Source organism: Wolbachia endosymbiont (group B) of Parapoynx stratiotata, assembly GCF_947250635.1.
GTDB lineage: Bacteria > Pseudomonadota > Alphaproteobacteria > Rickettsiales > Anaplasmataceae > Wolbachia.
The window spans coordinates 1,349,558-1,375,716 of sequence record NZ_OX366335.1; the positions used below are offsets into that span (position 1 = coordinate 1,349,558).

Annotated in this window: 21 protein-coding genes and 2 pseudogenes; 19 read left to right on the forward strand and 4 right to left on the reverse strand. The window is 33.2% G+C overall.

Translation table 11 applies throughout. The annotated features are described in order from the left end of the window. The first annotated feature begins 696 nt into the window (after positions 1 to 696). The 7 genes from purE (at position 697) to OOT12_RS06270 (ending at position 10,235) form a co-directional block, all read left to right on the forward strand. Complete coding sequence (gene purE, locus OOT12_RS06240) at positions 697 to 1,197, forward strand: 5-(carboxyamino)imidazole ribonucleotide mutase (RefSeq protein WP_007302433.1); 501 nt, start codon at positions 697 to 699, stop codon at positions 1,195 to 1,197. Beyond that, positions 1,197 to 3,026: a DNA mismatch repair endonuclease MutL gene (gene mutL / locus OOT12_RS06245; RefSeq protein WP_264376518.1), complete on the forward strand. Its 1,830-nt coding sequence runs from the start codon at positions 1,197 to 1,199 to the stop codon at positions 3,024 to 3,026. Before purE ends, mutL begins: the two co-directional genes overlap by 1 nt. Positions 3,027 to 3,440: 414 nt before the next feature. After that, on the forward strand, positions 3,441 to 4,466 hold the full coding sequence (gene hflK / locus OOT12_RS06250) for an FtsH protease activity modulator HflK (protein WP_007302431.1): 1,026 nt from the start codon (positions 3,441 to 3,443) through the stop codon (positions 4,464 to 4,466). A gap of 2 nt (positions 4,467 to 4,468) precedes the next feature. Further along, positions 4,469 to 5,341: a protease modulator HflC gene (gene hflC, locus OOT12_RS06255; protein ID WP_264374549.1), complete on the forward strand. Its 873-nt coding sequence runs from the start codon at positions 4,469 to 4,471 to the stop codon at positions 5,339 to 5,341. A gap of 3 nt (positions 5,342 to 5,344) precedes the next feature. Further along, positions 5,345 to 6,808 (forward strand): DegQ family serine endoprotease, encoded by a 1,464-nt coding sequence (locus OOT12_RS06260; protein ID WP_264685259.1) that lies wholly within the window; start codon positions 5,345 to 5,347, stop codon positions 6,806 to 6,808. A 372-nt stretch (positions 6,809 to 7,180) separates the two neighbouring features. Beyond that, a complete protein-coding gene (locus tag OOT12_RS06265; RefSeq protein ID WP_264685260.1) occupies positions 7,181 to 8,797 on the forward strand; it encodes a collagen-like protein in 1,617 nt (538 codons plus the stop codon). Between the two features lie 205 nt (positions 8,798 to 9,002). Continuing rightward, positions 9,003 to 10,235 (forward strand): IS256 family transposase, encoded by a 1,233-nt coding sequence (locus OOT12_RS06270; RefSeq protein ID WP_096097236.1) that lies wholly within the window; start codon positions 9,003 to 9,005, stop codon positions 10,233 to 10,235. Between the two features lie 36 nt (positions 10,236 to 10,271). Here OOT12_RS06270 and OOT12_RS06275 read toward each other — a convergent pair. Next, positions 10,272 to 10,997 (reverse strand): annotated as a pseudogene (locus OOT12_RS06275) (IS256 family transposase); the annotation flags it as partial. 58 nt (positions 10,998 to 11,055) lie between these two features. Here OOT12_RS06275 and OOT12_RS06280 point away from each other — a divergent pair. The 3 genes from OOT12_RS06280 (at position 11,056) to OOT12_RS06290 (ending at position 14,256) form a co-directional block, all read left to right on the forward strand. Then, positions 11,056 to 11,694 carry a hypothetical protein gene (locus tag OOT12_RS06280; RefSeq protein ID WP_264685261.1) on the forward strand — a complete coding sequence of 213 codons (639 nt, stop codon included), beginning with the start codon at positions 11,056 to 11,058 and terminating at the stop codon, positions 11,692 to 11,694. 4 nt (positions 11,695 to 11,698) lie between these two features. Continuing rightward, positions 11,699 to 13,024 (forward strand): hypothetical protein, encoded by a 1,326-nt coding sequence (locus OOT12_RS06285; protein ID WP_264374546.1) that lies wholly within the window; start codon positions 11,699 to 11,701, stop codon positions 13,022 to 13,024. Positions 13,025 to 13,158: 134 nt separating this feature from the next. Continuing rightward, positions 13,159 to 14,256, forward strand: coding sequence for an AAA family ATPase (locus OOT12_RS06290; RefSeq protein WP_007302426.1), 1,098 nt, complete (start codon positions 13,159 to 13,161; stop codon positions 14,254 to 14,256). Between the two features lie 568 nt (positions 14,257 to 14,824). On the opposite strand, the pseudogene OOT12_RS06295 reads toward OOT12_RS06290, so the two are convergent. After that, a pseudogene (locus OOT12_RS06295) lies at positions 14,825 to 15,960 on the reverse strand (alpha/beta hydrolase family protein). Between the two features lie 68 nt (positions 15,961 to 16,028). On the opposite strand from OOT12_RS06295, the gene terL reads away from it, so the two are divergent. Further along, positions 16,029 to 17,426: a phage terminase large subunit gene (terL, locus tag OOT12_RS06305; protein ID WP_264374543.1), complete on the forward strand. Its 1,398-nt coding sequence runs from the start codon at positions 16,029 to 16,031 to the stop codon at positions 17,424 to 17,426. Positions 17,427 to 17,556: 130 nt separating this feature from the next. After that, positions 17,557 to 18,078 (forward strand): pyrimidine dimer DNA glycosylase/endonuclease V, encoded by a 522-nt coding sequence (locus tag OOT12_RS06310; protein WP_006013204.1) that lies wholly within the window; start codon positions 17,557 to 17,559, stop codon positions 18,076 to 18,078. 208 nt (positions 18,079 to 18,286) lie between these two features. Here OOT12_RS06310 and trmB read toward each other — a convergent pair whose 3' ends face one another. Continuing rightward, positions 18,287 to 18,931, reverse strand: a complete 645-nt coding sequence (trmB, locus tag OOT12_RS06315; RefSeq protein WP_264374542.1) for a tRNA (guanosine(46)-N7)-methyltransferase TrmB — start codon at positions 18,929 to 18,931, stop codon at positions 18,287 to 18,289. A gap of 103 nt (positions 18,932 to 19,034) precedes the next feature. Here trmB and OOT12_RS06320 point away from each other — a divergent pair, with 103 nt between their 5' ends. Genes OOT12_RS06320 through OOT12_RS06330 form a run of 3 tightly spaced genes read left to right on the forward strand, consistent with a single transcriptional unit; the run spans position 19,035 to position 21,346 of the window. Further along, positions 19,035 to 20,687, forward strand: coding sequence for a 30S ribosomal protein S1 (locus OOT12_RS06320; protein WP_264374541.1), 1,653 nt, complete (start codon positions 19,035 to 19,037; stop codon positions 20,685 to 20,687). 19 nt (positions 20,688 to 20,706) lie between these two features. Next, a complete protein-coding gene (locus OOT12_RS06325; protein ID WP_010404234.1) occupies positions 20,707 to 20,985 on the forward strand; it encodes an HU family DNA-binding protein in 279 nt (92 codons plus the stop codon). A 43-nt stretch (positions 20,986 to 21,028) separates the two neighbouring features. Then, complete coding sequence (locus OOT12_RS06330) at positions 21,029 to 21,346, forward strand: cell division protein ZapA (protein ID WP_010404232.1); 318 nt, start codon at positions 21,029 to 21,031, stop codon at positions 21,344 to 21,346. Here the strand turns inward: OOT12_RS06330 and OOT12_RS06335 are convergent. Further along, positions 21,324 to 21,590, reverse strand: a complete 267-nt coding sequence (locus OOT12_RS06335) for a succinate dehydrogenase assembly factor 2 (RefSeq protein WP_010404229.1) — start codon at positions 21,588 to 21,590, stop codon at positions 21,324 to 21,326. The genes OOT12_RS06330 and OOT12_RS06335 overlap by 23 nt on opposite strands. Positions 21,591 to 21,689: 99 nt before the next feature. Here OOT12_RS06335 and rseP point away from each other — a divergent pair, with 99 nt between their 5' ends. Genes rseP through fabZ form a run of 4 tightly spaced genes read left to right on the forward strand, consistent with a single transcriptional unit; the run spans position 21,690 to position 26,143 of the window. Next, positions 21,690 to 22,805: an RIP metalloprotease RseP gene (rseP, locus tag OOT12_RS06340; RefSeq protein ID WP_264374540.1), complete on the forward strand. Its 1,116-nt coding sequence runs from the start codon at positions 21,690 to 21,692 to the stop codon at positions 22,803 to 22,805. Positions 22,806 to 22,812: 7 nt separating this feature from the next. Continuing rightward, positions 22,813 to 25,146, forward strand: a complete 2,334-nt coding sequence (gene bamA / locus OOT12_RS06345; RefSeq protein WP_264374539.1) for an outer membrane protein assembly factor BamA — start codon at positions 22,813 to 22,815, stop codon at positions 25,144 to 25,146. Continuing rightward, positions 25,147 to 25,707: an OmpH family outer membrane protein gene (locus OOT12_RS06350; protein ID WP_264685262.1), complete on the forward strand. Its 561-nt coding sequence runs from the start codon at positions 25,147 to 25,149 to the stop codon at positions 25,705 to 25,707. A gap of 4 nt (positions 25,708 to 25,711) precedes the next feature. Beyond that, complete coding sequence (fabZ, locus tag OOT12_RS06355; RefSeq protein ID WP_264374538.1) at positions 25,712 to 26,143, forward strand: 3-hydroxyacyl-ACP dehydratase FabZ; 432 nt, start codon at positions 25,712 to 25,714, stop codon at positions 26,141 to 26,143. Positions 26,144 to 26,159: the final 16 nt, after the last annotated feature.

The following is a 26,159-nucleotide window of genomic DNA, read 5'->3' on the forward strand; positions in this document are numbered from 1 at the left end:
ATTATTTTGTAAAAAACTTACTATTAAAGAGAATAAGTTGAAATTGCAAAGTTTAAAATACAGAAATAATCATTTTACAAACTCGTTTTAGAGACTGTACATAATCTCAAGAAAGGAATAAAGCAGGAGATAGAGTATGTAAATTATGAAAACAGAGCAAGATGAGTAGGAGAAAAACTGAGTAGAGTTCTGTAGAAAGAAACAAAATCAAGAAGATTTAGGATATATTTTACATAGTGTTACAGGTCCTAAAAAGTGGCTTCAGTGAATCAACAATGTTTTCAAAATGGCAAGATTATTTTAATAAATGAAGTAAAAAACATAGCGGAAGTAAAGAAAGTGTTTTGAAACATATATAAAAAAGTAATTGCAAAGAAACAAATAAAAGGATGTAACTGTAGAAATCTTTGCCGTATTGTCAAAAGGTAAGTCTCTAATACTCTTATAGAAAAGTGTAGACAATTGTGATAAGCAAAATTCAATACTAGCTTACAAATCGTCTTCTTGCTTCCACCGCTTTGCTTCTAAAAAGATTATGAATAGACCCTTATATCCGAAATTTATACCTCTATATTTTAATATAGGGATTCATTTCAATTTTTAAAGTTTCTATTTAATAAGAATGCTATATCATATTCGTAATTTAATTTAAATATCTGTTGCTTCTTAAATACTATTTGGTTAGTAAATAAAATCATGTCTAATACAGAAAAAATGAAAAAGGATGTTGCTGTAATTATGGGAAGCGAGTCGGATTATGGCACTATGGTGCATGCTATTAACCTATTAAAAGAATTGGAAATTTCACATGATGTATTTATAATATCCGCACACAGAACACCAGAGAGACTCTTTAATTTTACTAAGTCTGCTCAAGAAAAAGGCTTTAAGGTTATTATAGCTGGTGCAGGAGGAGCGGCTCATTTACCTGGTATGACTGCATCGCTTACTTATTTACCTGTTATCGGTATTCCTGTGCATAGCAAGCAATTAAATGGGCTCGATAGTCTATTATCTATAGTGCAGATGCCAAAAGGTGTTCCAGTTGCAACAATGTCTATAGGAGAGAGTGGAGCATGCAATGCCGCTATTACTGCTGCATCTATATTGTCGATTTCTAATAGTGAAATTGCAGATAGATTAAAAAAATGGAGAGAGGGGCAAACTAAAGCAGTAAAAGAAAAACCAACATTATAATGGCAATAGTTCTTTTAGATACAAAAACCATAAATCGTATAGCAGCAGGAGAGGTAATAGAAAGGCCTGCAAGTGTGGTAAAGGAATTAGTGGAAAATGCAATAGATGCCAGAAGCTCAGAGATAGAAATTAAGATAGAAAGTGGTGGGCGTAACCTCATTACTGTAATCGATGATGGTAGCGGAGTAAAAAAGGATGATTTAGAACTTGCGTTTATGCGCCATGCTACTTCAAAATTGAGTGACAGTGAATTGATAGAGATCAAGCATCTTGGCTTTAGAGGAGAAGCTTTGCCTTCAATTGCAGCAGTAAGCAGAATAAAATTATCATCTAAGGCAAGCAAAGCAGATCAAGCATGGTCTATAAGGTATGAGGGGGGAGAAAAAATAGGAGAGCTTGTTCCTTATCCTTTATCGATAGGAACATATATTGAAGTACGAGATTTATTTTTTGCCACACCAAATAGACTAAAATTTCTCAAAACCGAAAGGGCAGAAACACAAAGTATTGTTGATATTGTAAACAACTTAGCAATGATCAATTATGGAATTGAGTTTACTCTTATCTCCGATAATAAGAAGCTTCTTAAGTATGCTAAGCAGACCTCATTATTTAGCAGGCTATGCGAAGTAGAAGAAGAATTTCATGAAAACTCTTTGCAAATTAGTGAAGAAGAAGATGGCATTAGACTTACAGGATACATCTGTAAACCTACTGTCAATCGTAGCAATTCAACTCAGATCTATACATTTGTTAATGGTAGACCAATTAAAGATAATCTACTTATTGGTGCAATTCGTTATGCGTATCACGACCTTATTCCAAGCAATAGATATCCTTTTGCAGCGCTGCACTTAGAGATACCGTATGATCAAGTTGATGTAAATGTGCATCCAAATAAATCAGAGGTAAGGTTTCAGAACAAGAGGCTAATATATGAAATAGTGAGAAGAGGGCTAATAAAAGTGCTATCAAAGAGAATAGATCTTGCAGAAACTGTATTGGCCCAGAATGGAACAACAACGAATCATCTATCATCAGATCCTTTTAGTAGGTCTAGTCTTAAAAATGAATTTTATGGAAGAAGGTCGGATCCTTTTGAAAACCAGTTAATGAGAGAATTTACTTCTCCAAATATAGAGATAAAAAGCTTATCAGAACATTCAAAATCGTTTGATTATACTGGTATGCAAAAATCTCCTCCACGAGCAGAAACTACAATTTTGGAAAGGAAACAAACCGATCTAATAAGGGACTATCCACTTGGGTTTGCACACTGTCAAATCTACAATACTTATATTATTGCCGAGGTAAGAGACAAACTAATTATAGTAGATCAGCATGCAGCCCATGAAAGACTAGTATACGAGTGCTTAAAGGAGAAATCAAGTATAAAAAGACAAAAACTTCTTTTGCCTGAAATGGTTGAAATCAAAAATCAAGCTGGAATGGAGATGATTAAAACTTATAAAGATAAACTTTTTGAGATGGGTTTTGAGATTGAAATTAAATCAGAAAATAAGATCATAGTAAAAGAAGTTCCTGCAATCTTAGGAGCAGTAGACACAAAGAGAATGCTCATTGATATAGTTGATAGACTAACAGAAATAGAAGATACATTACCTATAGAGGATAAGGTGAATAAAATACTAGCCACAATTGCTTGTTATGGATCAATAAGAGCAGGCAGAAAGATGAAATTGGAGGAGATGAATGAATTATTGAGGCAAATGGAAAAGACACCTTATTCTGGACAATGTAATCACGGAAGGCCAACCTATATAGAAATGAAATTAAGCGATATTGAAAAGTTATTTGAGCGAAGGTGAGAAGTTATCACAAATATGTATAGATTACACAACCCTAGTTTCGTCATCTCAAAACTCAGATACACAATTGTTTGAACATTTCAATTTGCAGGTAATTTGCATATTAGATAATGTCATTCCATCACTTGACAATGATTTATTATGCAGCTACTTGATTAAAATTAAGTTTCCTAAATCCCAGGCATTGTCTTTTATGTTAATAATTAATATACAACTAAAGATACTTATCAAAAACGACAATAAAGAATTCAAAAAAAGCTAGAAATTCTGTAGAATTGACCATATCATATAGAGAAAAAGGAAGTGTATGATCACATCCTTTACTCCGATCATTAATCTGCAAACAAAATAGTTTTGCATTTTTTGATAAGATTAAGTAATATCAGCGTATTAGTTATACAATTAATAATTTTTATGGATGAGCGTAATCCTTGGAATCTTGGAAAGAAACCGTCAGGTTCAAGTAATGAAGATATTTTAAGTAAAGCTGTGTCTGATATAAGATGCTTTTTTAATGGCTTAACCAGAAATAGAGGGAAAAAACCTTATTTCATCATTTTTATTGTTTTGTTGTTTTATCTTTGTACTGGTTTCTATATTGTCCATCCGAGTGAGGAAGGTATAGAACTTACTTTTGGCAAATATTCCAATACAGAAACATCTGGTTTGCGTTATCACTTTCCCTACCCTATTGGTAAGGTTTTTAAAGTAAATGTTAAAGAAGTAAATCGTGAAGAAATTGGGATAAGCAGCTCTTATGGGCGAGATACAGATCGTGGTGAAGGAGTGATGCTTACCGGAGATGAGAACATAGTCAACGTTAACTTTGAGGTCCAATGGAGAGTCAGGGATGCCAAAGATTATTTATTCAAAGTGCGGGATTATAAACCTGGTTTTAGCGTTAAAAATGCTGCTGAAAGTGCTATGAGAGAAATAATAGGTAAGAATACGATCTCTTTTGCACTCGAAGGTCAAGGCAGGGCTGAAATTTCCAGAGATACTAGAATTTTATTGCAACAGATTCTTGATGGATATCAAATGGGTATAGAGATTTTATCCGTTCAAATGAAAAAAATTGATCCACCAGAAAAGGTGATTAGCTCATTTAGGGATGTACAAAGTGCTCGCGCAGATAAGGAGCGTACCATAAACGAAGCATACGCTTACAGTAATGATATTATACCTCGTGCAAAAGGTGAAGCAATAAAGATAAAATTAGATGCAGAAGCATACGAGAATGAAATAATAAATGAAGCAAAAGGTAATGCAAATCGCTTTTTATCTCTTTACGAAGAATATAGACAAAATCCTTCTCTTGTTAAGAATCGTATTTATCTTGAAACTATGGAAAATATTTTCAGCAAGGTAGATAAGTTTGTTATAACAGACGATCTGAAAGGTATGTTCTCTTATTTACCTCTTACAAATTTAGGAAAATAGCCATGAGTAGTAATATAAAAATTGTTTTTGCTTTTATATTTGTTGTATTATTGATTGCCTTATCTAATTCAATCTTCGTTGTTCAAGAAACAAAACAAGCAATAGTTATACAACTCGGTAAAGTCGTAAAAGATGTTAGGGACAGTGGTTTATATTTTAAATTGCCATTTATAAATAACGTAGAATTTCTTGATAAGAGAATTTTAGATTTAAGTCCTGATAAAACTCCAAGGGAAGTGATAACTGCAGATCAAAAGCGTATTATAGTAGATGCTTATGCAAAATATAAAATAATAGATCCTATCACTTTTTATCAAACTGTGAAAAATGAATCAGGGCTAGTTAGAAGATTATATCCTGTCATAGAAGCTCACATAAGGGAGAATATAGGAAGATTTTCATTAATTAGTTTGTTGAATGAAAAGAGATCAGAAGTTATGCAATTAATTCAACGTGGAGTTTATTCTGAAGCTGGAAAATTTGGCATAGAAATAATAGATGTAAGAATTAAGAGAGCAGATCTACCAGAAGAAAATAGTTCTGCAATATTCCGCCGCATGCAAACTGAAAGGGAAAAGGAAGCAAAAGAAATTAGAGCAGAAGGAGAACAAGCTGGACAAGAAATTAGATCAAAAGCTGATAAATTAAAAAGGGGAATTGTCTCTAGTGCAGTAAAAGAATCACATGAAATAAGAGGCCGTGGTTATGCTGAAGCAACTAGAATCTATAATGAGGCATTCAAGGTTGATGAAGAGTTTTTTAACTTTTATCGCTCTATGAAAGCTTATAGTAAATCATTTGCTAAGGATAATACTAAATTTGTGCTTTCACCAAATAATAATTTCTTAGATATTTTGAACAAGGGATGGAAATAGTTTATGAAAAGTAAAGCATTTATTTTATCTATATTTGCATATTTTTTAATTTCATTTTCTTCATATGCTAATCTGTTTGCAAAAACAGTTGCAGATCCTGTATGTAGTTGTAATAAAGGGCTTGCTGATATAGTGGAAGAACTTATTCCTGCAGTTGTAAATATTTCAAGTGAACAAATAATTAAACAAGAAAATAACAATAGAACTAAAATCCCTTTTACGCCAAGAAATAATTTCTTTGATGACTTTAGAGAATTTTTCGAGCATTTTGATCAATTTTTCGATAGAGCTCCTAGCATTAATAGAGAAGTGACGTTACTTGGGTCTGGATTTATTATAGATAAAAGTGGAACCATAGTAACCAACTATCACGTTATTAAAAATGCCCAAGATATTACAGTTACTATAAACGATAATACTTATTTCAAAGCAGAAGTTTTAGGCTATGATGCAAAAACTGATCTTGCTGTGCTTAAGATTAATTCTGATAAAGATCTTCCTTTTGTTGAATTTGGTAATTCTGATAAAGCAAGAGTTGGTGATACAGTTATTGCAATAGGCAACCCTTTTGGTTTGGGTGGCTCTGTAAGTACAGGAATTGTGTCTGCAAGATCTAGAGACATTAGTATTGGTACTATGAATGAATTTATTCAAACTGATGCTGCAATTAATAGAGGTAACTCAGGGGGACCACTATTTCATCTAAATGGAAAAGTTATAGGTATTAATACTGCTATTTATTCCCCATCTGAGTCTGGCGGTAACGTGGGTATAGGCTTTGCTATACCATCTAATCTAGCTATTTCAATTATTGACACATTAAAAAGTGGTAAAAAAATAAAACATGGTTGGCTTGGCGTGCAAGTTCAGCCTATAACAAAAGAATTTGCTGAATCCTTAAGTTTAAAAGATATCAAAGGTGCATTAGTTGCAAGCGTAGTAAAGGGCAGTCCTGCAGAGAAAGGAGGAATCAAAGTAGGTGATATACTATTAGAATTTGACGGCAAAAAAATTGATAGAATGACGCAATTACCTCATATGGTTTCACGAACTGAGCCCGGAAAGAAAGTACAGGTTAAGTTACTTAGAAAAGGTAAAGAAGTCAATATCAAGGTTGCAATCGAGGAATCTACAAATGATGATTCAGGTAATAATCAAGAAGAAAATAAATCAACATCTAGTTATATAAGTGGTTTAACCGTTTCAAATTTGCCAAAAGAACTAAAAAACAATGCACCCACAAAGGGTGTAGTAGTTACTAGTGTAGATAGTAGTAGTAATTCTACACTACGTTCTATTAAGAAAGGTGATATAATTATCCAACTAGATGGAATCGATATTAAAAATACTAATGATTTTCAAAAACAAATTGATTCAGCAGTAAAAAAAGACGGCAAAGATTCAGTAATGCTGCTTATTTACCGCAACGGCAATCAATTTTTCACCTCAATCAAATTGAAGAAGTAGCTATTTATCTAGTTGGTCATGAAAAAATTGCTTGACAAATTTAACTAGCTTCTTTATCCTAAGGGTAAGGGTTTTTCTGTAGATTAATAAAATTTATCCCTATACTGAAAACCTTTCCAACGAGGTTATGAAAGAACTAGACTTCAGTATCAAGCACTAGAACGATATCATCCATAAGATGAAAGAGCTATAGTGGTAAGAAACTGGATGATATAAAGCCTTTTGATAATCAGTTTAAAAAGGATAACTTTCTTTCACAAATTAATTTATAATTAAATTAGTATAAAGCATAATCATATTTACTTATCATCATTATTAATCAATAATTAATACCCATAAATTAATTATATCTAATCGCAAAGGGAGGTGGAGATGCGTTTTAAACTAGAAAAGGAAGGTATCCTACAAAACGATTGTAATAATAGAACTGGTCGTAGGATACCTGCACAAATAAGATTAAATAACAAAACAACATTTAGCCTGCCTAGTGTATCTTACATTATCATCGACAACAATATTGGCCTGAGTTTTCAAATTTGGGATTTGAAGCATGACGTGGCAAGTATACTAAACAACTTATCTGAATGGCCACAATTAAAGCTAGAAAGGGTAGGAAATGATTACAAATTCGCTTTAGTTACTACCTCTGATCAACCTTATTATTATTACTATGATGGCAAAAATACTATCATAGCTACTATTGATCGTATACCTCATGGTTACACAAATGGTTTACATGTTAAGGCATATAATCGTGAAAGCTGTAGTATTTATTATGAACTGCTAGAAAACAGGAAAGTTTTAATAGATCCAAAAGACATAATTAGTAGCGAAAATGTCAGTCTTATTTTGGAAGATCTTAAAAGTTCACCTGATAAAAGACTCAAAATAAAAATAGGAGACTATTTGTTTAAAGAATCAAGAAATATATACAAATTATATAGGAGCGCTCAGGTATATAATTTAACTGGTGGAAAAGTTGGCATATTGAATGATATCCTTTCAGCATTTACTCGTATAGACAATATATTCCAGTTATTCCCTTTTCATGAAATGGAGAGCTTGAAAGCACAAGATACCTATTTCGCAGTAAAAAAGTTAGGCAATAGTTATGTTGGTTGCATATCGTATGAAAATAGCACATGCAAAAATTTTTATAATTTTAACCCTAATTCTTTTGGGTATGAGCACGACAATAGACCAGGTCCATATCCTTATTATTATAACTTAGAAAATTTTGATAACTTTTTGGAGGTTGATGTGAATATTCAAGAACATATAAATTTAGAAACAGAAATTGAACTTTTAAAACGCAGAGTAGACAGATTAGAACGTACTGGTGTACAAGGTCCTAAAGGTGAGCCAGGTGAAAGGGGACAAAAAGGTGATAGAGGCTTCGATGGAGCGCCTGGTCCTCAAGGTCCTCCAGGACAAAAGGGCGAACTAGGTTATACCGGTGCACCCGGTGAACCGGGGTTACACGGTAAACAAGGTTCCAGAGGTGATAAGGGTGACCGAGGTTTTCCTGGTCCAGAAGGTTCTGTAGGTAGCACTGGAGCACGTGGTCCTAAAGGTGAACCAGGCCATTTGGGTCCAAAAGGCAACAAGGGAGAATCTGGTTCTCAGGGTAAGCCAGGTATAGATGGAACAAAAGGTATAAAGGGTGATAGAGGTGTGCGAGGTGAAAGTGGAACGAGTGGGCCAAGGGGTTGGAAAGGTGAGCCTGGTTCTCAAGGTCTAAAAGGTGAGAGAGGAGATATTGGTTCTAAAGGATCAGATGGGTTGCCAGGTTCAAAAGGAGATATTGGTCCTAAAGGATTAGACGGAGCCATAGGGATAAAAGGTGATATGGGTGAGAAAGGAGAGATAGGTTCTAAAGGTGACAAAGGAGCAGTTGTGTTAAAAGTCAATAGAAAAATACTAAAAATAAATTTTTACTTAGTGGACTATAAAGCCAAAGATGCTTTTAACACATTTTACGTAATTTAAGTTGTAGTATTTGATTTGAATTCTTTTAAGAAGTGTGGATGTGGATAAGTGCTTTCAGTCTGTGTAAGCGCACTTATCCACAACTACACTAATTTTCAATCTAAGCAGCTTTAGGGCTATATTCCTCAGTAAAAAGGGAACGTTCAAAAAAGTGTGTCAAACCGAAAAAAAAGTAATAAATTGATATAAAAAATGGAGGTTTGATATGGGTCAAGCAAATAGAACTACTGGTTTGGTAGATTATAAAGAATTAGAAACAAATATCCTGTCATCTATACGAGAAGGAAGACCATTGACAGGAAGAGATGGAGCATTAACACCGTTTATAAAAAGGTTGCTAGAGGCAAGTCTGGAAGGTGAAATAGAAAGCCACATGTCAGCTAAAAGTGAAGAAAATAACCGAAGAAATGGAAGGAATGCAAAAACTTTACGTACAAGTTCAGGCTCATTTGAACTATTAACACCAAGAGACAGAGAAGGAAGCTTTGAACCGCAAATAGTCAAAAAAAGGCAAACAAGCCTACATCCAGAACTTGAAGCAAAGGTCTTAAGCACATATGCCAGTGGCATGGGATACAGAGATATAGCTTCACATGTTGAGGAAATATATGACCACAAAATATCAGCAGCAGAGATATCCAGTATTACTGATAAACTGCTACCAGTAATCAATGAATGGCGCAGCCGCCCACTGCAATCAGTGTATCCAATAGTGTTTATGGATGGCATGTTCTTTAAGGTCAAGGAGGACGGACATTGTATAAGTAAATGCATGTATAATATATTGGGCATAAATCAAAATGGCAGAAAAGAAGTATTAGGTTTTTATTTGGCTGAAAGTGAAGGAGCTAACTTCTGGTTGGGAGTTCTAAATGACCTAAAAGAGCGAGGAGTAGAAGATATTCTAATTGCCTGCATTGATGGGCTAAAAAGCTTTCCTGCGGCTATAAATAGTGTGTTTCCTAAGGCAGAAGTACAGCTATGTATAGTGCATCAGATAAGGAATTCACTGAAATATGTATCTAGCAAAGATGTAAAAGTTTTCATGAATGATTTGAAAAAAATATATCGTGCTTCAAGTAAAGAGATCGCTGAGAATTATCTGCTTGAGCTGGAAGAAAAATGGGGAGAGAAGTATCCTTTAGTTATAAAATCCTGGCAGAACAATTGGGAAAACTTATCCAGTTATTTTAAGTATTCTGGGCAAGTTAGGAAGCTGATTTACACCACCAATCCAATTGAGGGGTTGCATAGACAAATCAGGAAATTTACTAAAACTAAGGGTTCATTTACTAGTACAAATGCCTTGTACAAACAGGTATATTGTGCTATAAAAAAGGTAGAGCAAAAGTGGATTATGGCTCTCCCTAATTGGGCTTTAACTATGTCTCAACTTGATATTTTCTTTCCAGATAGATTGAAAATTGAGTTGAACTAAAAATGCGGCTTGACACACTTTTTTGAACGTTCCCCTTTTTAGCCCATCAATGCAGGCAATTAGAATATCTTCTACTCCTCGCTCTTTTAGGTCATTTAGAACTCCCAACCAGAAGTTAGCTCCTTCACTTTCAGCCAAATAAAAACCTAATACTTCTTTTCTGCCATTTTGATTTATGCCCAATATATTATACATGCATTTACTTATACAATGTCCGTCCTCCTTGACCTTAAAGAACATGCCATCCATAAACACTATTGGATACACTGATTGCAGTGGGCGGCTGCGCCATTCATTGATTACTGGTAGCAGTTTATCAGTAATACTGGATATCTCTGCTGCTGATATTTTGTGGTCATATATTTCCTCAACATGTGAAGCTATATCTCTGTATCCCATGCCACTGGCATATGTGCTTAAGACCTTTGCTTCAAGTTCTGGATGTAGGCTTGTTTGCCTTTTTTTGACTATTTGCGGTTCAAAGCTTCCTTCTCTGTCTCTTGGTGTTAATAGTTCAAATGAGCCTGAACTTGTACGTAAAGTTTTTGCATTCCTTCCATTTCTTCGGTTATTTTCTTCACTTTTAGCTGACATGTGGCTTTCTATTTCACCTTCCAGACTTGCCTCTAGCAACCTTTTTATAAACGGTGTTAATGCTCCATCTCTTCCTGTCAATGGTCTTCCTTCTCGTATAGATGACAGGATATTTGTTTCTAATTCTTTATAATCTACCAAACCAGTAGTTCTATTTGCTTGACCCATATCAAACCTCCATTTTTTATATCAATTTATTACTTTTTTTTCGGTTTGACACACTTTTTTGAACGTTCCCGAAAATGCGGAAGCATTGCATAGTAGCGTAAGAGATATATTTTGTACAACAAATCCCGCAAATCAAGTTTGTGGTACACGTAGAGGAAAGAGGGAAACTAAAAAATCATCAGTGACAAGCGGAGCAAGCAGACCAACTTCATTTATATCTCAAGTAATAAATTTCTTTTACCCTGCGGTAGGACAGGACAAATATAAAGTAAAAAATGAAATACAGGAAGTGGCAAAAATAATAGATGCAGCAGATATTGTAATACAATTTGAAGAAGTATTAGGAGTAACAGCTGTGAAATGTGGCATTCCAAAGAAAAGTCTAAATTTTGATCCAGTGGAACTGCAGTCAACCATTATCAATAAGTCATTACTTAATGATGAAAATCATAATGAGTTGTTGAAGTTCTTGTGTGTAACTGCGAAAAAATCACTCCCTAATTACAAACAAACTAGTAAATGTTTGTCTACTTTTAAAGATCATATGGAAAAAAGATTAAATGAGCAGCAAAGAGCTTTCGTTAGTACTGAAAAAATAGTGGCAAATAATGAGCAGCCAAGGAGTTTTATGAGTTATGTCTCTCCTCCTAGTAGCCTAAGTGCCATTAATCAGCAAGTTGTTGGTTATTTAAGGTAATATCATGGAAAAACATATATTTAAAATAGAGGATAAAAATCCGCTCTATAAAAAATTGATTAAACTTCCTGCTGAATATTATATATTAAACAAAAATAGTAAGGTTATCCATTCACATATTGGTCCAATTAAAGTAGAGAATATTAATGGTTTAAAGTTAAGGAAGCAGGGAGATAAAATATCTTTATATGAAGGAAACTTACCCCTGCAAGCAGAAAGATCTGATGAAAGTGGAAACTCTATTAAAGAGGATCTTATTGTAGAACAAGAAGCTATAATAAGTACAAATAGAAACTATATTATAGAAAAGCTTGAATCAAAACCTATCTTGATTTCGCTTTACAACATAAAAGATAGTCCTGACTTTGGCCTCAAATTGTCTGGTAGAGATATAACTGGAGTACTCAATTTTATCAATTTTAACGATGAAAATGACCCAGTACTACAAAAAATTCAAGAAGAAAAAGGTGGACTTTATTTTACAATAGAAGGTGATTATATCTATATATCAGATGAAGAAGGAAAATGTCTTCCAGTATGTGAAGATGGTAGTTGCTATAAGTATCAATACACAAAAAATGAACATGATATATTAGAAATTAGTGAGATATCAACAATAATAAAAAACTTAACTAAAACTGAGCAATGCAGTGCACCAGCTAAAGCAGGGCAGGATTTTACTTTGCAAAAGGGAAAAGAATTATCGGATAATATCTATCAAGCAGATATCATGTTAAACGGTAAGCTTGTAGCTACTTTACCAAAAATAGGTTACTGCATGCTTGATGACCAATTGGTCATACATAATCACGTTACAGAAGAAGAGATAAAAATTCCTAGAAACTTTCATTATCTTAAAGTCGTTAAGTCTAGTAATAATGATGATTATAAATTAACATTTTGTAATTTCTTAGGTAATGAGTTTTTTGAACATAAAAAGTATGATTCTCAATACTCAAATGTTCCAGATGAATACCAGTATACAAGTTTAAACTATATGAAAAAGGGATATAAGCCAAATTTCTGCAAGTTGCTTAACGATAAACCATCTTTTTTTATTGCAAAAGGAACTACTAATCAAGATTCTTCAGGCCACTGCCCAGCTGATGTATTTGAATTAACAAAAAGTGGAAAAGGTAAGAAAATGGCTACATTAATTGATCAATTTGGCTCTTTCAATAAAGAGGGTAAGTTTCAATATTGTGATTACCATACAAAAGCAGATTACGATGTTTATGATTCTTATAAAATTAATAAAGAGTACAAAACAACAGATGAATTTCTCTTCAATGATGACATAGTTCTTTATACTATTCCAGAGCTATCTTAACCACGCACAAATTATATTATAATTGCTTTTTAAAAGTGAATTTAGTAGAATTCAAAGAAGTGTAAGGGTATATTTTTTTAGTATTTAATCTAAATAAAATTGTTCTCAGTTTAAAATCGATATAAGACAGTAAGATGAAAAAAATTGAAATCTCAGAATTACTCAAAAGAATTGCTATCTGTTTACTATGCATAGCAATTATGGTCTCTATTGCTCTTTTGTTTGCCTATATGCATACAATGTTTCTCAGTAAAGGATATGAGCTGGCTGCACATTATATTAGCGAAGCTATGCCTTCTGTGTTACTCACTGTTTTCTTTTTTATCGCTTGGTTTATATATGATCAAATATTTAGTAAAATGAAGGAAGTAGAGCTGCCTATAGAAATAGAATTAGCTAATTCAGATAATAAAACAACATTTGCTAATGTTATAATTGACGATTCCTTAAAACAACGATTGCAGATTATTTGCTGTAACCAAATGACAGAAGAAATGCGTGAGATGTTTGGAAGTGAAAGTATTAACTCACTAAAAGGTTATATACTGCACGGCCCTCCTGGAAATGGTAAAACACTTATCGCCCGCGCAATTGCAGGTGAATCAAATATGAATTTTATAAGTATCTCAGGTCCAGAACTTATTGGAGTATATATTGGTCATGGTGCACATGCTGTACGCGAGCTTTTTAAAGTAGCGAGAAAATATTCTCCTTGTATAGTATTCATAGATGAAATAGATGCAGTTGCCCAAAAAAGAAGTACCGCTAATAACTCAGCTTACCACTGTCGAGAGAGCTTAACACAGTTACTAACTGAAATAGATGGATTTAAGAGCAGAAAAGATATAATAGTAATTGGTGCAACTAACCTGGTCAATGAGATAGATCCAGCACTTATTAGGCCTGGACGCTTAGGTCAAAGGGTTCATATACCTAATCCAAATGTGGAAACGAGACAAAAGATATTGGAGCTTTATACCAAAAATACAAAAACTGATGGAAGGCTAAATATTCAAGATATTGCAGAAAAAACAGAAGGCTATTCTGGAGCTGAGTTAGAACAACTAGTTAATGAAGCAAAAATATACGCTGCTCTTGAAAGAAAGTCCAAGGTAGTGAGTAAGGAAGATTTCAACCACGCGTTTCAAAAGCTAAATCCAGTACAAGAAAGAGGGAGAATAACATTAGCTTCATGTCAGACACAGACGACAGAAGCCCATTTTGTACAATAAAAACTGGAAGTGTAGCAAGATGTGCCAAATTTCGTTATTGAAAATAAAATTTAAAACTTGCTATCATTTTGCCACTCGTTAGCACCACAGTGGTTTTGTAATAGAACGCAAGCTGCAAAAACTTAAGGAAAAAATGGTCAGTGCTTGACACTGGCATCTAGTTCTTTCTATCAAAAATGCTGTAAAGTGTTCACCAATTTAGTTGGATCCCAGTACTGGGATGATATTATGAAGACCTAGCAGTTTATGACGGTGTCATTCCAGCGCGTGGCTCTGGAATCTAGTTCTTATTACCTGAGTCTTCTGGGTCCCAGTACTCGTATGACAAGAAAAGGGAGTATTGGTTTCAGCATTAGCCATGCATCTGGATCCCAGTATCAAGTACTGGGATGATAAGAGAAAGAGGACACTGGGATGAAATTATGAAGGCCTAGCAGTTTATGACGGTGTCATTCCAGCGCGTGACTCTGGAATCTAGTTCTTATTACCTGAGTCTTCTGGGTCCCAGTACTCGGATGATAAGAAAAGAAACACTGATATTTGCATGCATCTGAACAGATACAGATGGCTAAAATATTGAAGAAAGTATACGCGTCAAGTTAAGAGCAACTAGCCTTCTTTGACTTGTTAAGAAAGGTCTTTTTTTCCCTAGATTCTATTATCACATGCTGAAATGACATCGAAGGATGCTCTTGCTTATTCATGTGATTATGCAAAAAGCCCTTTGAATTTTTACAGCTTGAAAAATCTTTATAAAATTTACTTTCTTTAAATGCTTTAACCTTCTCCTCATTATTTAATGAGCCACGTTTAGAAAAATATTCATCTGTAATGTGAATATATAAACTAATCAACTCAGGAAAAGTGTAATCAGTTTTGTTGGAAGACTTTAAACACGTAATTGGCAATTTATGTATATCTTTATCAGCTTTTTTCGAATCAATACACTCATCATTTTTTCTTAATATTATATGCTGCTTAAAAAAGCCTTCATATTCCTCAAAATCTTCAAATATTTCTTTTTTTTGATAATCTTTCCTTCTACCGCTTTGATCTATTTTTTCTATTTCTGTTGCAAGTTGCGCTGGCTGTTTTATCGTTTTATCTCCCTCTCGATTAAAGTACATTGTATAAGGAGTAATTGAATTTACGATTTTATATGTCTTCCAGTAGCAGCCAAAAATCTTTAGTACCAATTTGATTATCGGAGCAAGAAAAATTTTTAATTTTGCTATGAATCCAAAATAATAAAGAGAAGCTTGTTTAAGTGAACTTGCAGCATTGCTAACGATGCATCTTAAATGTATATCCTTATACTTAAAATTTTTATGAACCTCTGCAGCCACATGTCCACCTAGGCAGTCTCCAAACAATATGATATCATCTGGCTTTATACCTTTTTCCAATAAGTTAGTTACAACTGCTATACCAGATTTAACTCTATTGCTACGTATCAATGAACTGTTTTTACTTAAACCAAGTCCAGGATAATTAAAAAGATGTACATTGCTCTGTGGCCCAATTCCAATTTTGGGAATAATCTTTACCAGGGCTTAACGCTCTATTTCCACCAATAAAGTATATCAGATGTTTTTCACCTCGATTATTGTTTTGATTTTTACCAAGAAGCGTAATTGTCTCTATTTTTATCCCGTTTTGAGTTTTTATAAATTCTCTCTCAGTTTGCTCTCTTATTTCTTTCATATTTTAACTCTCACTATGCTGGTTTAATTACACAACAAAATCTTAAAAAAATCAACAAACCTTAATTTATGAACAATATAAACCTTCTCAAATTCATTGAATTATGCTTTCAAACGGTAGTGCCGGGGTGTGAGTATAATGATTATCAATATATAAAAGTCATAGCAGACAGGCTTGAAGCGGCAAGTTCAGGTGAAGTGAAAAGAATAATATTCAATATGCCGCCACGTTCAATGAAGTCCATTTGTGTAAGTGTTGCATGGCCCGCATGGATACTTGGAAATCAGCCAACTGCAAGAATAATAGTTGCAAGTTATTCTCGGTTGCTTAGCGAAAAGCACTCACTCGATACAAGGTGCATAATGCAATCTGATTGGTATAGAGAGCTATTTCCGAAAGTAGAATTATGCAAAGATCAAAACACTAAATATAAATTTCAAACAGTGCAAAGAGGATGTCGAATTGCAACATCAGTTGGAGGAACATTAACCGGTGAAGGTGGAGATTTCATTATCGTGGATGATCCATTAAGTCCCGCACAAGCTTTGAGCGAAACATTTAGAAAGCGTGCTGCAAACTGGTTTGATCAGGCTTTAGTAACCAGGCTCAACGACAGAAAAAAAGGAGTTATCGTTCTTGTGATGCACAGACTCCATTTAGAAGATTTAACTGGTCACCTCCTCTGTAAACCAAGAAACATATGGCATCATGTCTGTTTACCAATAATAGCTGAAGATAAGGAGATTATTTATTCAGTTAATAATCATATTCCAGAGCATGAACAGGAAATATACTCAAGAAAAGAAGGTCAATTGTTGTATTCCCTAACTGAAGGAAAAGAAGAAATTGAGATGATAAAAGCTGAACTTGGGAGTTATGGTTTTGCTGCTCAATACCAACAAAACCCTCTACCACTTTCAAGTGCTATAATTAAACGAGAGTGGTTGAAGCGCTATAAAAATTTTCCTGATAGCCTCTTGCATGTAACACAAAGTTGGGATACTGCAATTTCAACAAACAATACAAGTGACTTTAGTGTCTGCACTACCTGGACAAAAGTAGATAATACATTCTATTTACTCGATGTATATCGCGCAAAACTTGAATATCCAAAACTTAAAGAGAAAGTTCTATCGCTGGCTGCAAGGTGGAAGCCACACGCAATTTTAATCGAAGCAAAAGCAAGCGGTCAGCAATTGGTTCAGGAGCTCAGGAAAAACAGTGATTTACCTATTATTCAAATAGTACCACATGATGACAAATTAACTCGATTTCACCGAATTGTCCCAATTATAGAATCTGAGCGGGTTTTTCTCCCTAACCAAGCAGTATGGCTTAGCGACTTTGAGTATGAGATTTTAATGTTTCCAGAAATCCGTCACGACGATCAAGTAGACAGTACCGTGCAATATCTTCAGTGGGTGAGAAATAATATTGCTAGAGTGGTAGCGATACGTTCATTGTAGCTTGAAAAGGTTCCTCGGAATTGTGTATAATTTTTTTAACTGAGCTTATTTAACTTATCCATTTTCTGAATGATATTTTAGGGTTTATTGAAATAAATACTACGCAAAAATTCTATCTCTGGGTGCTTAGATGAATATCTTTATATTAGACGAAAATCCTGTAACTGCAGCACAAATGTTATGCGATAAGCACATAGTAAAAATGCCGCTAGAAACTGCTCAATTGCTTAGCAGTGTTTTTTCAATAGCATTGAAAGAGCCAAATCCTTTAGTCAGCATTACAAACCAGAATATAGAAGTTCCATATAAACTTACTCACAAAAACCATCCTTGTTCTTTATGGGCTAGACAATCAAAAGGAAACTTTGATTGGTTAATAAAACATGGAAAAGAATTGTGTATAGAATATAGCTTGCGATACAAAAGAACGCATAAATCCGAAGAAGTTATAGATTGGTGCGATAATAACAAGGATTTGCTAATATTTCGATCAGCTGATATACAAGCTTTTACACAAGCGTTACCTGATCGATATAAATGTAGTAACCCAATAGAAGCATATAGAGAATATTACCTAAAAGAAAAGATGAGATTTGCTAAGTGGGAAAAAGGTAGAGAAGCACCAGATTGGTTGCTAGACAAAATGCTATAGGTTATAAAATTATCCAAACCGATCATAAAAAAGGTAGAATTGAAGTTGCAAAAGCAATGCTGGCTGATAATGTTGATGTTTATCAAGTTTATTGATCTTTCTATTTGTGAGATTAAAGAATTCAGTAAACTGTTATTCCCAGTATATGGTAGGCTACTTGCACTATAGAGTGTCATGTACACATCTGTACTAACAAGCAGAGGTAAATCTAAGTCAGTTTAGATATAACATTTACTTTAAAAAACTTTATTTTATGCTGATATTCTAGCGCTTTTCTGTGGTATTTTGTTGGGGTATAATTTGCAAAACTATCTTCCTTATAGGTTAAAAAATTACACTGCTTTATATGTAACTCTATCCACTCTGCATAATCCTGATGATCAGTTGCAATAAATATTTCACCTGTGACAAGTATTTTTTTTGCTAATAAATTTAAAAATTCCGTATTAATTAACCGTCTTTTGTTGTGACTTCTTTTTGGCCATGGATCTGGAAAGAGAATAAAGAATTTTTCAACACTGTGGTCAGGAAAATTGACAATTAATTCTCTTGCATCTTCTGTCCATATTAAAATATTTTTTATGCTGTGTGCTTCTATACTTTTTAGCAAGGAAGAGACCCCCTTTAAATAAGGCTCACATCCTATAAATAATAGATCAGATTCATTGAATGCCTGATAGAGCATATTTTCACCATTACCGAAACCTATTTCTACTCGTATTCTTTTTTGTAAGTCTACGATCTTTTTTATAGATTCCTTGCTGTTTTTAATAGAATACTTCTCCAAAACATTCAACTTCAACCTAGATCTTCTGGAAAATGACCTAATCCAATTATTATTCCTAGATAACATAACTTACATAACTTAATCTTTTATAGCTTAAACAATTCTCGAAATGAATTAATGAGAATTTACTTGTCACTAATTATTAATATTATATAATATATGAGTTCTAATGAAGTTAAAATTAAAAGGTATGGAAAGTACAGTTGCTATCAAGAGGCTATCATCAAATAGGTTCATAGAAGAGATATTTCAAGATCAATTTGATAATCAAGATAATAACTTTTGTGAAGATTCTTTTGCTAACAAAATCAAAGAAGGAGATGTGGTAGAAGGTATAATCACAAGAAGAAATTCTAATGATATTGTGGTTGATGTTGGTTTAAAGTCAGACGGAAGAATTCTGATTAAGGAGCTCAGTTGTAATGATGATATCACTGTTGGCTCGAAAATTAGAGTTTATGTTGAAAGAATTGAAGATTACCATGGTAATGTTGTTCTTAGTCGTGAGAAAGCAATCAGAGACGAAAAATGGAATAAATTGGAAGAAAGCGCAGTTACAAAAGATGAAGTAACAGGAATCATTAAACGCTCAATTAAATGCGGTTTTATTGTTGATCTTGGTGATGGAATAAGTGCGTTTTTACCGCTGAGTCATGTGGATTTGAAGCAAATAAAAGATGCTAATCACCTTATTGAAACTGAACAAAAATTCATCGTGCTTAAAATGGATAAGAAGCAGGGGAATATTGTAGTATCAAGAAAGCTGGTATTAGAGAAATTGCATGCTGGTGAAAAAATTAAGTTTTTAGAATCTTTAAATGAAGGTGATGTAGTAGAAGGCAAAATAAAAAGCATCACTCACTACGGTGCATTTGTTGGCATTCATGAATCAGATACAGTGGGAGTTATAGATGGGCTGCTACATATTACAGATATCTCTTGGAGTAATGTAAGTCATCCATCTGCAATTTTTTCTTATGGTCAGCATATAAAAACTAAAATTATAAAAATAGATAGAGAAAATGGAAAAATCTCCCTGGGTGTAAAACAATTAGGAGACAATCCTTGGCAAGATCTAGAGTCAAAATGTCCAATTAACAGCGTACACAAAGGATGTGTAACGGGTATAAAAGATTGTGGATTCATTGTTGAGATTAAACCTGGGATTGCGGGTTTGGTACACTCATCAGAAATAACTTGGAACAAGAGTAATTTACCAATCAGTAGTTTTGTAACAATAGGACAAGAAGTGGATGTAAAAATTCTCGGTATTGACATTATTAAAAATAAGATGAGTTTAAGCACAAAAAGGTGCGTAGAGAATCCTTGGCAAGTATTTATTGATAAATATCCTCTTGGTTCTATTGTTTCTGGTAAAGTTAAAAGCAACAATGGTTCACAAATATCTGTGACTTTTGATAATTCTGAGATATCTGAGGACGTAGAAGGAACAATTTATATGCAAAATCTAAGTTGGTCGAAAAACAATTCAGATGAGATAAAAAAGTATAATGTAGGTGATGAAATAGAAGCAAAAGTGATAAGGGCTAACGTAGATCGGACAAGAATTTATCTTGGAGTAAAGCAAATAGAGTATGATCCTCTTGAAGAACTGATAGAGAAAGTTAAAGTAGGGGATAAAATTCAGGTTACTGTAAGTAAGAGAGAGGAAAATGGTCTAATCGTTGAGGTTGAGAACAATGTAACCCTTTTAGTAGATCAAGAGCATTTACCAGAAAATAAAAAGTTTTCTATATCAGAAAAAATACAAGTTGAAGTAGTAGGTGTTGAAAAATATAATATAATATTATCTGCCAAATAACTTCTTGTGCTTCATATAAATGGCAACGAAATCTGATATAATAGCAAAAGTGGCAAAAAAACACCTTTTGTTAGATAAGGTCATTATAGCAGACATAGTTGATAGTTTCTTTCGAGTGTTTTCAAACACGTTGAAATATCATAATAGAGTTGAAATCAGGGGGTTTGGTTCTTTTTCAATTAGAAGCTATAACTTGAAAGAAGCAAGTAATTTGACGTCACAGAAGGTTGCAAAACATCAATACTTTAAAACTTATTTTCGTAGCAGTAAAAAGTTATCCCTCTTGATAAATGAATAAAAATCTATATTGTAATTTTGAAAGTTGTACAATATAGCATCATATGCAAGTAGTAGAAATAGTTATACATAATAACACATATAAAATATCTTGCGAAAGTAAAAAGAAGGACCATTTATTACAACTTGCTAATAGCTTCAACAAGCTAGTTAGCTCCATATCTCAAAGAACTGGAGGTAAGGGCTCAGATGCATTAAATTTCTTACTTGCAGCATTGACTCTCGAAGACAAAATTTTAGAATTAACAAAGCGATTAGACGAAATAAATCAAGAATGCAAAAAGTATAGGGAGGAAAAAAGAGTAGAATATGCTGAAGTATTAGATAGGGTAAACAAGATTATTGGGTGCATAAGTGATTAAAGCAAGCAATCAAATCGACTACCTCACTACTCAAATCAGGGGGGAGAAGTTTCTTACGAGTGATGTAACAATATAATTCGCAATCATCAAGATCAACTATTTTTTCGTATTCAATTAGTTCACTTAAGGAAAATTTATCAAGATATTTCAATGCAAAATGCCCTAAAAGTATATCAGTTTCTTTACAACCCCTATGCCAACTCCTATACATCAGTTTTCTTCTTAATAAGGAGATATCTATCATTGTCATTAAACTTTTTTTTAATTTAAAGACTAAACTAAATACTTGTCAAGCAAGGCGCATTTTAATATACTCAACGTTTGATTAAGATTTAAAACATAGGTGGAATTAATTTCTCATCAACTTAGCGCTGGAATATATTATTTTTTATCGTTTTCTTTAATAATTTCTATCATAGTATTCGTGCATGAATATGGGCATTATATTGTCGCTAAAGCATGCAAGGTTAAAGTTGAATCTTTTTCTATAGGCTTTGGTCCTGAAATTTTTGGTTTTAACGACAAGTCTGGAACTAGATGGAAATTAAGTGCCTTTCCATTGGGTGGCTACGTTAAAATGTTAGGGGATACTAATGCAGCAAGCGTTCCTGTTGATCAACAAAAATTAACTGAAGAAGAAAAATTATACTCATTCCATACAAAACCTCGATATCAAAAAGCAGCAATAGTTTTTGCAGGACCTTTTGCAAACATGATATTTACCGTTATAGCTTTCACAATATTTTTCAGCGTGGCAGGTTATTATCGTACTCCACCAGTAATTGGTAATGTAATTGAAGAAAGTGCAGCAAAGCAAGCTGGCCTATTACCAGGTGACACTATTACACAGATCAATGAGTACAAAATAAAATACTTTGAAGATATTTCACGCGTGATAATGTCCAATCCTGAAACAAGAATAGAAATTAAGTATAGCAGAAATAACGAAGAGTACAGAACTATTCTAACTCCGTTTACAGTTGAGGATAGAGATGTCTTTGGTAACATAATAGAAAGAAAAACTATAGGAATTACCTCAATTAATATGATAGGGTTAAAACAGTCATCTTTTCTTGGAGCTGCTAGCCTATCAGTGAATGAAACCTACCACACTATGTGTTTAACAATCAAAGCACTCTTTCAAATTGTTGTTGGTAAAAGGAGTATAAATGAAATAGGTGGGCCAATAAAAATTGCAAAATATTCAGGGCAATCAGCTAAAAAGGGACTTATGATGGTTCTATATTTTATGGCAATTATTTCAGCTAATTTAGCTGCAATTAACTTGCTGCCAATACCACTACTAGATGGTGGGCATTTATTTCATTATATTATAGAAGCAGTTATACGTAGAGATTTGAGTTTGAAATATCAAAAATATGCAGTCACTTTTGGTGCTACCATACTGTTTTTGTTGATGGCAGTTGCAATCACAAATGATATTAGGCATCTTTTTTAAGATACATATGAAAAAGTTATTTCACATACTAATAATAATACTTATTTCTTTTCCCACTCTACTTGTTGCTCTAGAAAATAAAGAAAAAGTACAGATAAAAAATATTAAGTATATTGGCAATGAGCGAGTAAGTGATCAAACAATAAGGTTTTATACAAAATTAGAACCAGGTAGTCATATAAATGATGATGATGTAGATTCAGTTATAAAAGATTTATACAAAACAAAGTTATTTGCTAGTATTAACGCCTATATCGATGATGAAAAAAACTTAGTAGTAAAAATTCATGAGAATCCATTGATTAACAAAGTAATATTGAAAGGCAATAAGTTATTTAACAGTAAAGAGTTGCTAAATAACGTTATCCAGTCAAAATCACTAACTATTTTCACTGAAACAAAATTACAAAACGATTTAATAAATCTAGCTACTCTTTATAGGAACAGTGGTAAAATTGGTGTTAAAATTGCATATGAGCTAGATAAGCTTGGTAGCAATAGGATAAACCTAATTTTTAAGATAAAAGAAGGAAGAACGTCTAAAATTAAGGGTTTACGATTCATAGGTAATAAAAACTTTTCAGCAAATGAGCTAGAGCAAGTTATCAAAAGGCATAGCAATGATATATTTAGTAAGTTATTTAGAGCCATTTTTAAAAGCGGAACTCATTATTCACCTCAATATCTACTGATTAACACAGAACTGCTTGATCGCTTCTATTCATCTAAGGGATATATTCAAAATAATATCCAACCAATTGTTGAGGTTGATAATAACAACCAAATAGAGTTAACTTTTTTGATTGATGAAAAGCAGCAATACTTATTTGGAAATAATGAAGTTGATATTGAAACTGAGATTAAGGATTTAAGTTTAAGGGAAGAAATATTAGAATTTATCAAAGAGGAAAATAATCAAATATTTAATAGAGTTAAAATTAACAATACAGCAGAAAAAATAAGTAAACATTTAAACGAAAAAGGATATATATTTGCAAAAGTTAATCCAGAATATACACAACATAACAATATTGTGGATGTAACTTACAAAGTGCTACCAGGTAAAAAGATTTATATAAACCAAATTACTATTGATGGCAATGACCGCACTTTAGATAAAGTAATTAGAAGAAAACTTAGCATGGCAGAAGGCGACGCATATAACACATCTGAGATTCAAAAATCACGTAGAAAACTTATATATAGCGATTTTTTTGAAACAGTAAAAATAAATAGTTATATAGTGGATGAAAATGCAGTAAATCTTGATTTAAATGTCAAAGAAAAAAGAACTGCCTCGTTATCTTTAACAGGTGGCATGTCTCTTCCTGGTGGAGTATTTGTTAAAACCGATTTCACAGATCGTAATTTATTTGGTAGTGGTAAAGAGGTATCTTTTGCTCTTGAAAAAAGTCAATATGTTCTTTCTACTAGTATAGACGCTGTTGAAAATAATTTTAACGATTCTGATACGTCATTAGGCGTAGGTATATTTTATGAAAAACAAGATAAGCCAAACACCACTTTTGATACTTGTGACTGGGGAGGAACAGTAAAATTATCTTATAAAATTTTAGAAAATCTAACCAACTCTATTCGCTATTCTTATAAATATAACCATATACATATGGACAATAAGAGTGGAAAAGATGAGGATATCTCTGAGATAATAAGAGATCAAAAAGGTGAGTATCAGATCTCATCAGTTGGATACACGTTAGCGTACAATAAATTGGATAATCTATATACTCCAAAGGAGGGGTACTTGTTGCGCTTAAATCAGGATATTTCAGGATTGGGAGGAAATGTAAATTTCCTAAAATCTGAGTTTTTGTCTTTTTATACACGCCCTATACTAAGCAAAATTGATGATGATATAACATTGCGCTTTAAAATAGCAGCAGGTCATATTTTCTCTTATACCGATAAAGAGCTAAATATTGGCCAGCACTTTTTTAAAGGTGGTAATGAAATTAGAGGATTTGACCTTTCCGGCATTGGACCAAGAGCAGAAGACAAAAATAAAAGCTCATTGGGAGGCAAAACTTATTTTAATTTAACACAGCAAGTAGATTTTCCACTATCTAAATTATACGACTATGCTGGTATCAAAGGCTCACTATTTGTTGACTACGCAACACTTTTTGGTTTAGATGAAAAGGAGATATATAGTGGAAAATATTACGATAGTAAGCTTATAAGAGTATCACCAGGTTTTGGCTTTTCAATGCCCTCTCCTTTTGGTAGACTTAGATTAGATTTTGGGTTTCCTTTAGTAAAGGAAACTTATGATATAATACCATCACCAAACGTTAAAATTTCTATTGAAGCGGGGATTTGAATGAAATATATACAGTTATTTACATCAGTCATTGCCTTAATTGTTTCCTTATTTGTAGGGTATAAGTTTGTAGGGTATCAACCTCAGAGCGCGATTAATACAAAGGCTGCCATTATTGATAGTGACAAAGTTATCAACGAATCTCTGGCTCTGCAAAATATACAACAACAAATAAAGGAGCAGAATTCTAGATTACAGCAAGAATTTGAAAATGAGTTAGAAAAATTTAAGCCATCGAAAGAAGAATTTGACCTTTTGTCAGAAGAAGCAAAAAAAGAAAAGACGGAACAATTTAGTAAGTACACTGTAAGCGTTAGGGATAATTACGCTAAGAAAATGTCAAATTTAGAAGAAAACTATAGAGAAGCAGTAGAAAGTGTCTTTAACAAAATAAAAGAAGTGGCTAAAAGAACGGCAGAAAAAAACAATGTAGATTTAGTACTATTTATTTCAAAAAAGAACCAAGTTCTATACTCTATGGATGAGGTTGATTTATCAGATGTGGTATTAAAAAATGTAAATAAGGAAATACCTGAATTTTCTTTGCAAAGCATTGAGTAGGCTTATGCAATTTAATATCAGTGATATTATAAAAATACTACCACATTCTTATCCGTTTCTCTTAGTAGATAGAGTAATAGAATGTGACCATGGTAAAAGCATAAAAGCAATCAAAAATGTGACTTTCAATGAGCCATTTTTTATTGGCCATTTTCCTGGCCATCCGATAATGCCAGGAGTTTTGATAGTTGAGTCTTTAGCTCAGGCATCTGCTATATGTGTCCTCGGTAAAGAAACAATAGAAAATAAAGTTGTTTACTTTATGTCTATTGAAAACGCAAAATTCAGAAGACCAGTTATTCCAGGGGACACGTTGGTTCTTCAATCCAATATAAAAAGTGCGTGTTTGGGTGCATGCAAATTTGAGTGTGTTGCATATGTTGGGAAAGAAAAAGCTGCAGAAGCAACAATCTTAGCAAGACTGCAAGACAAATAAAATCTTCATCTGTAAG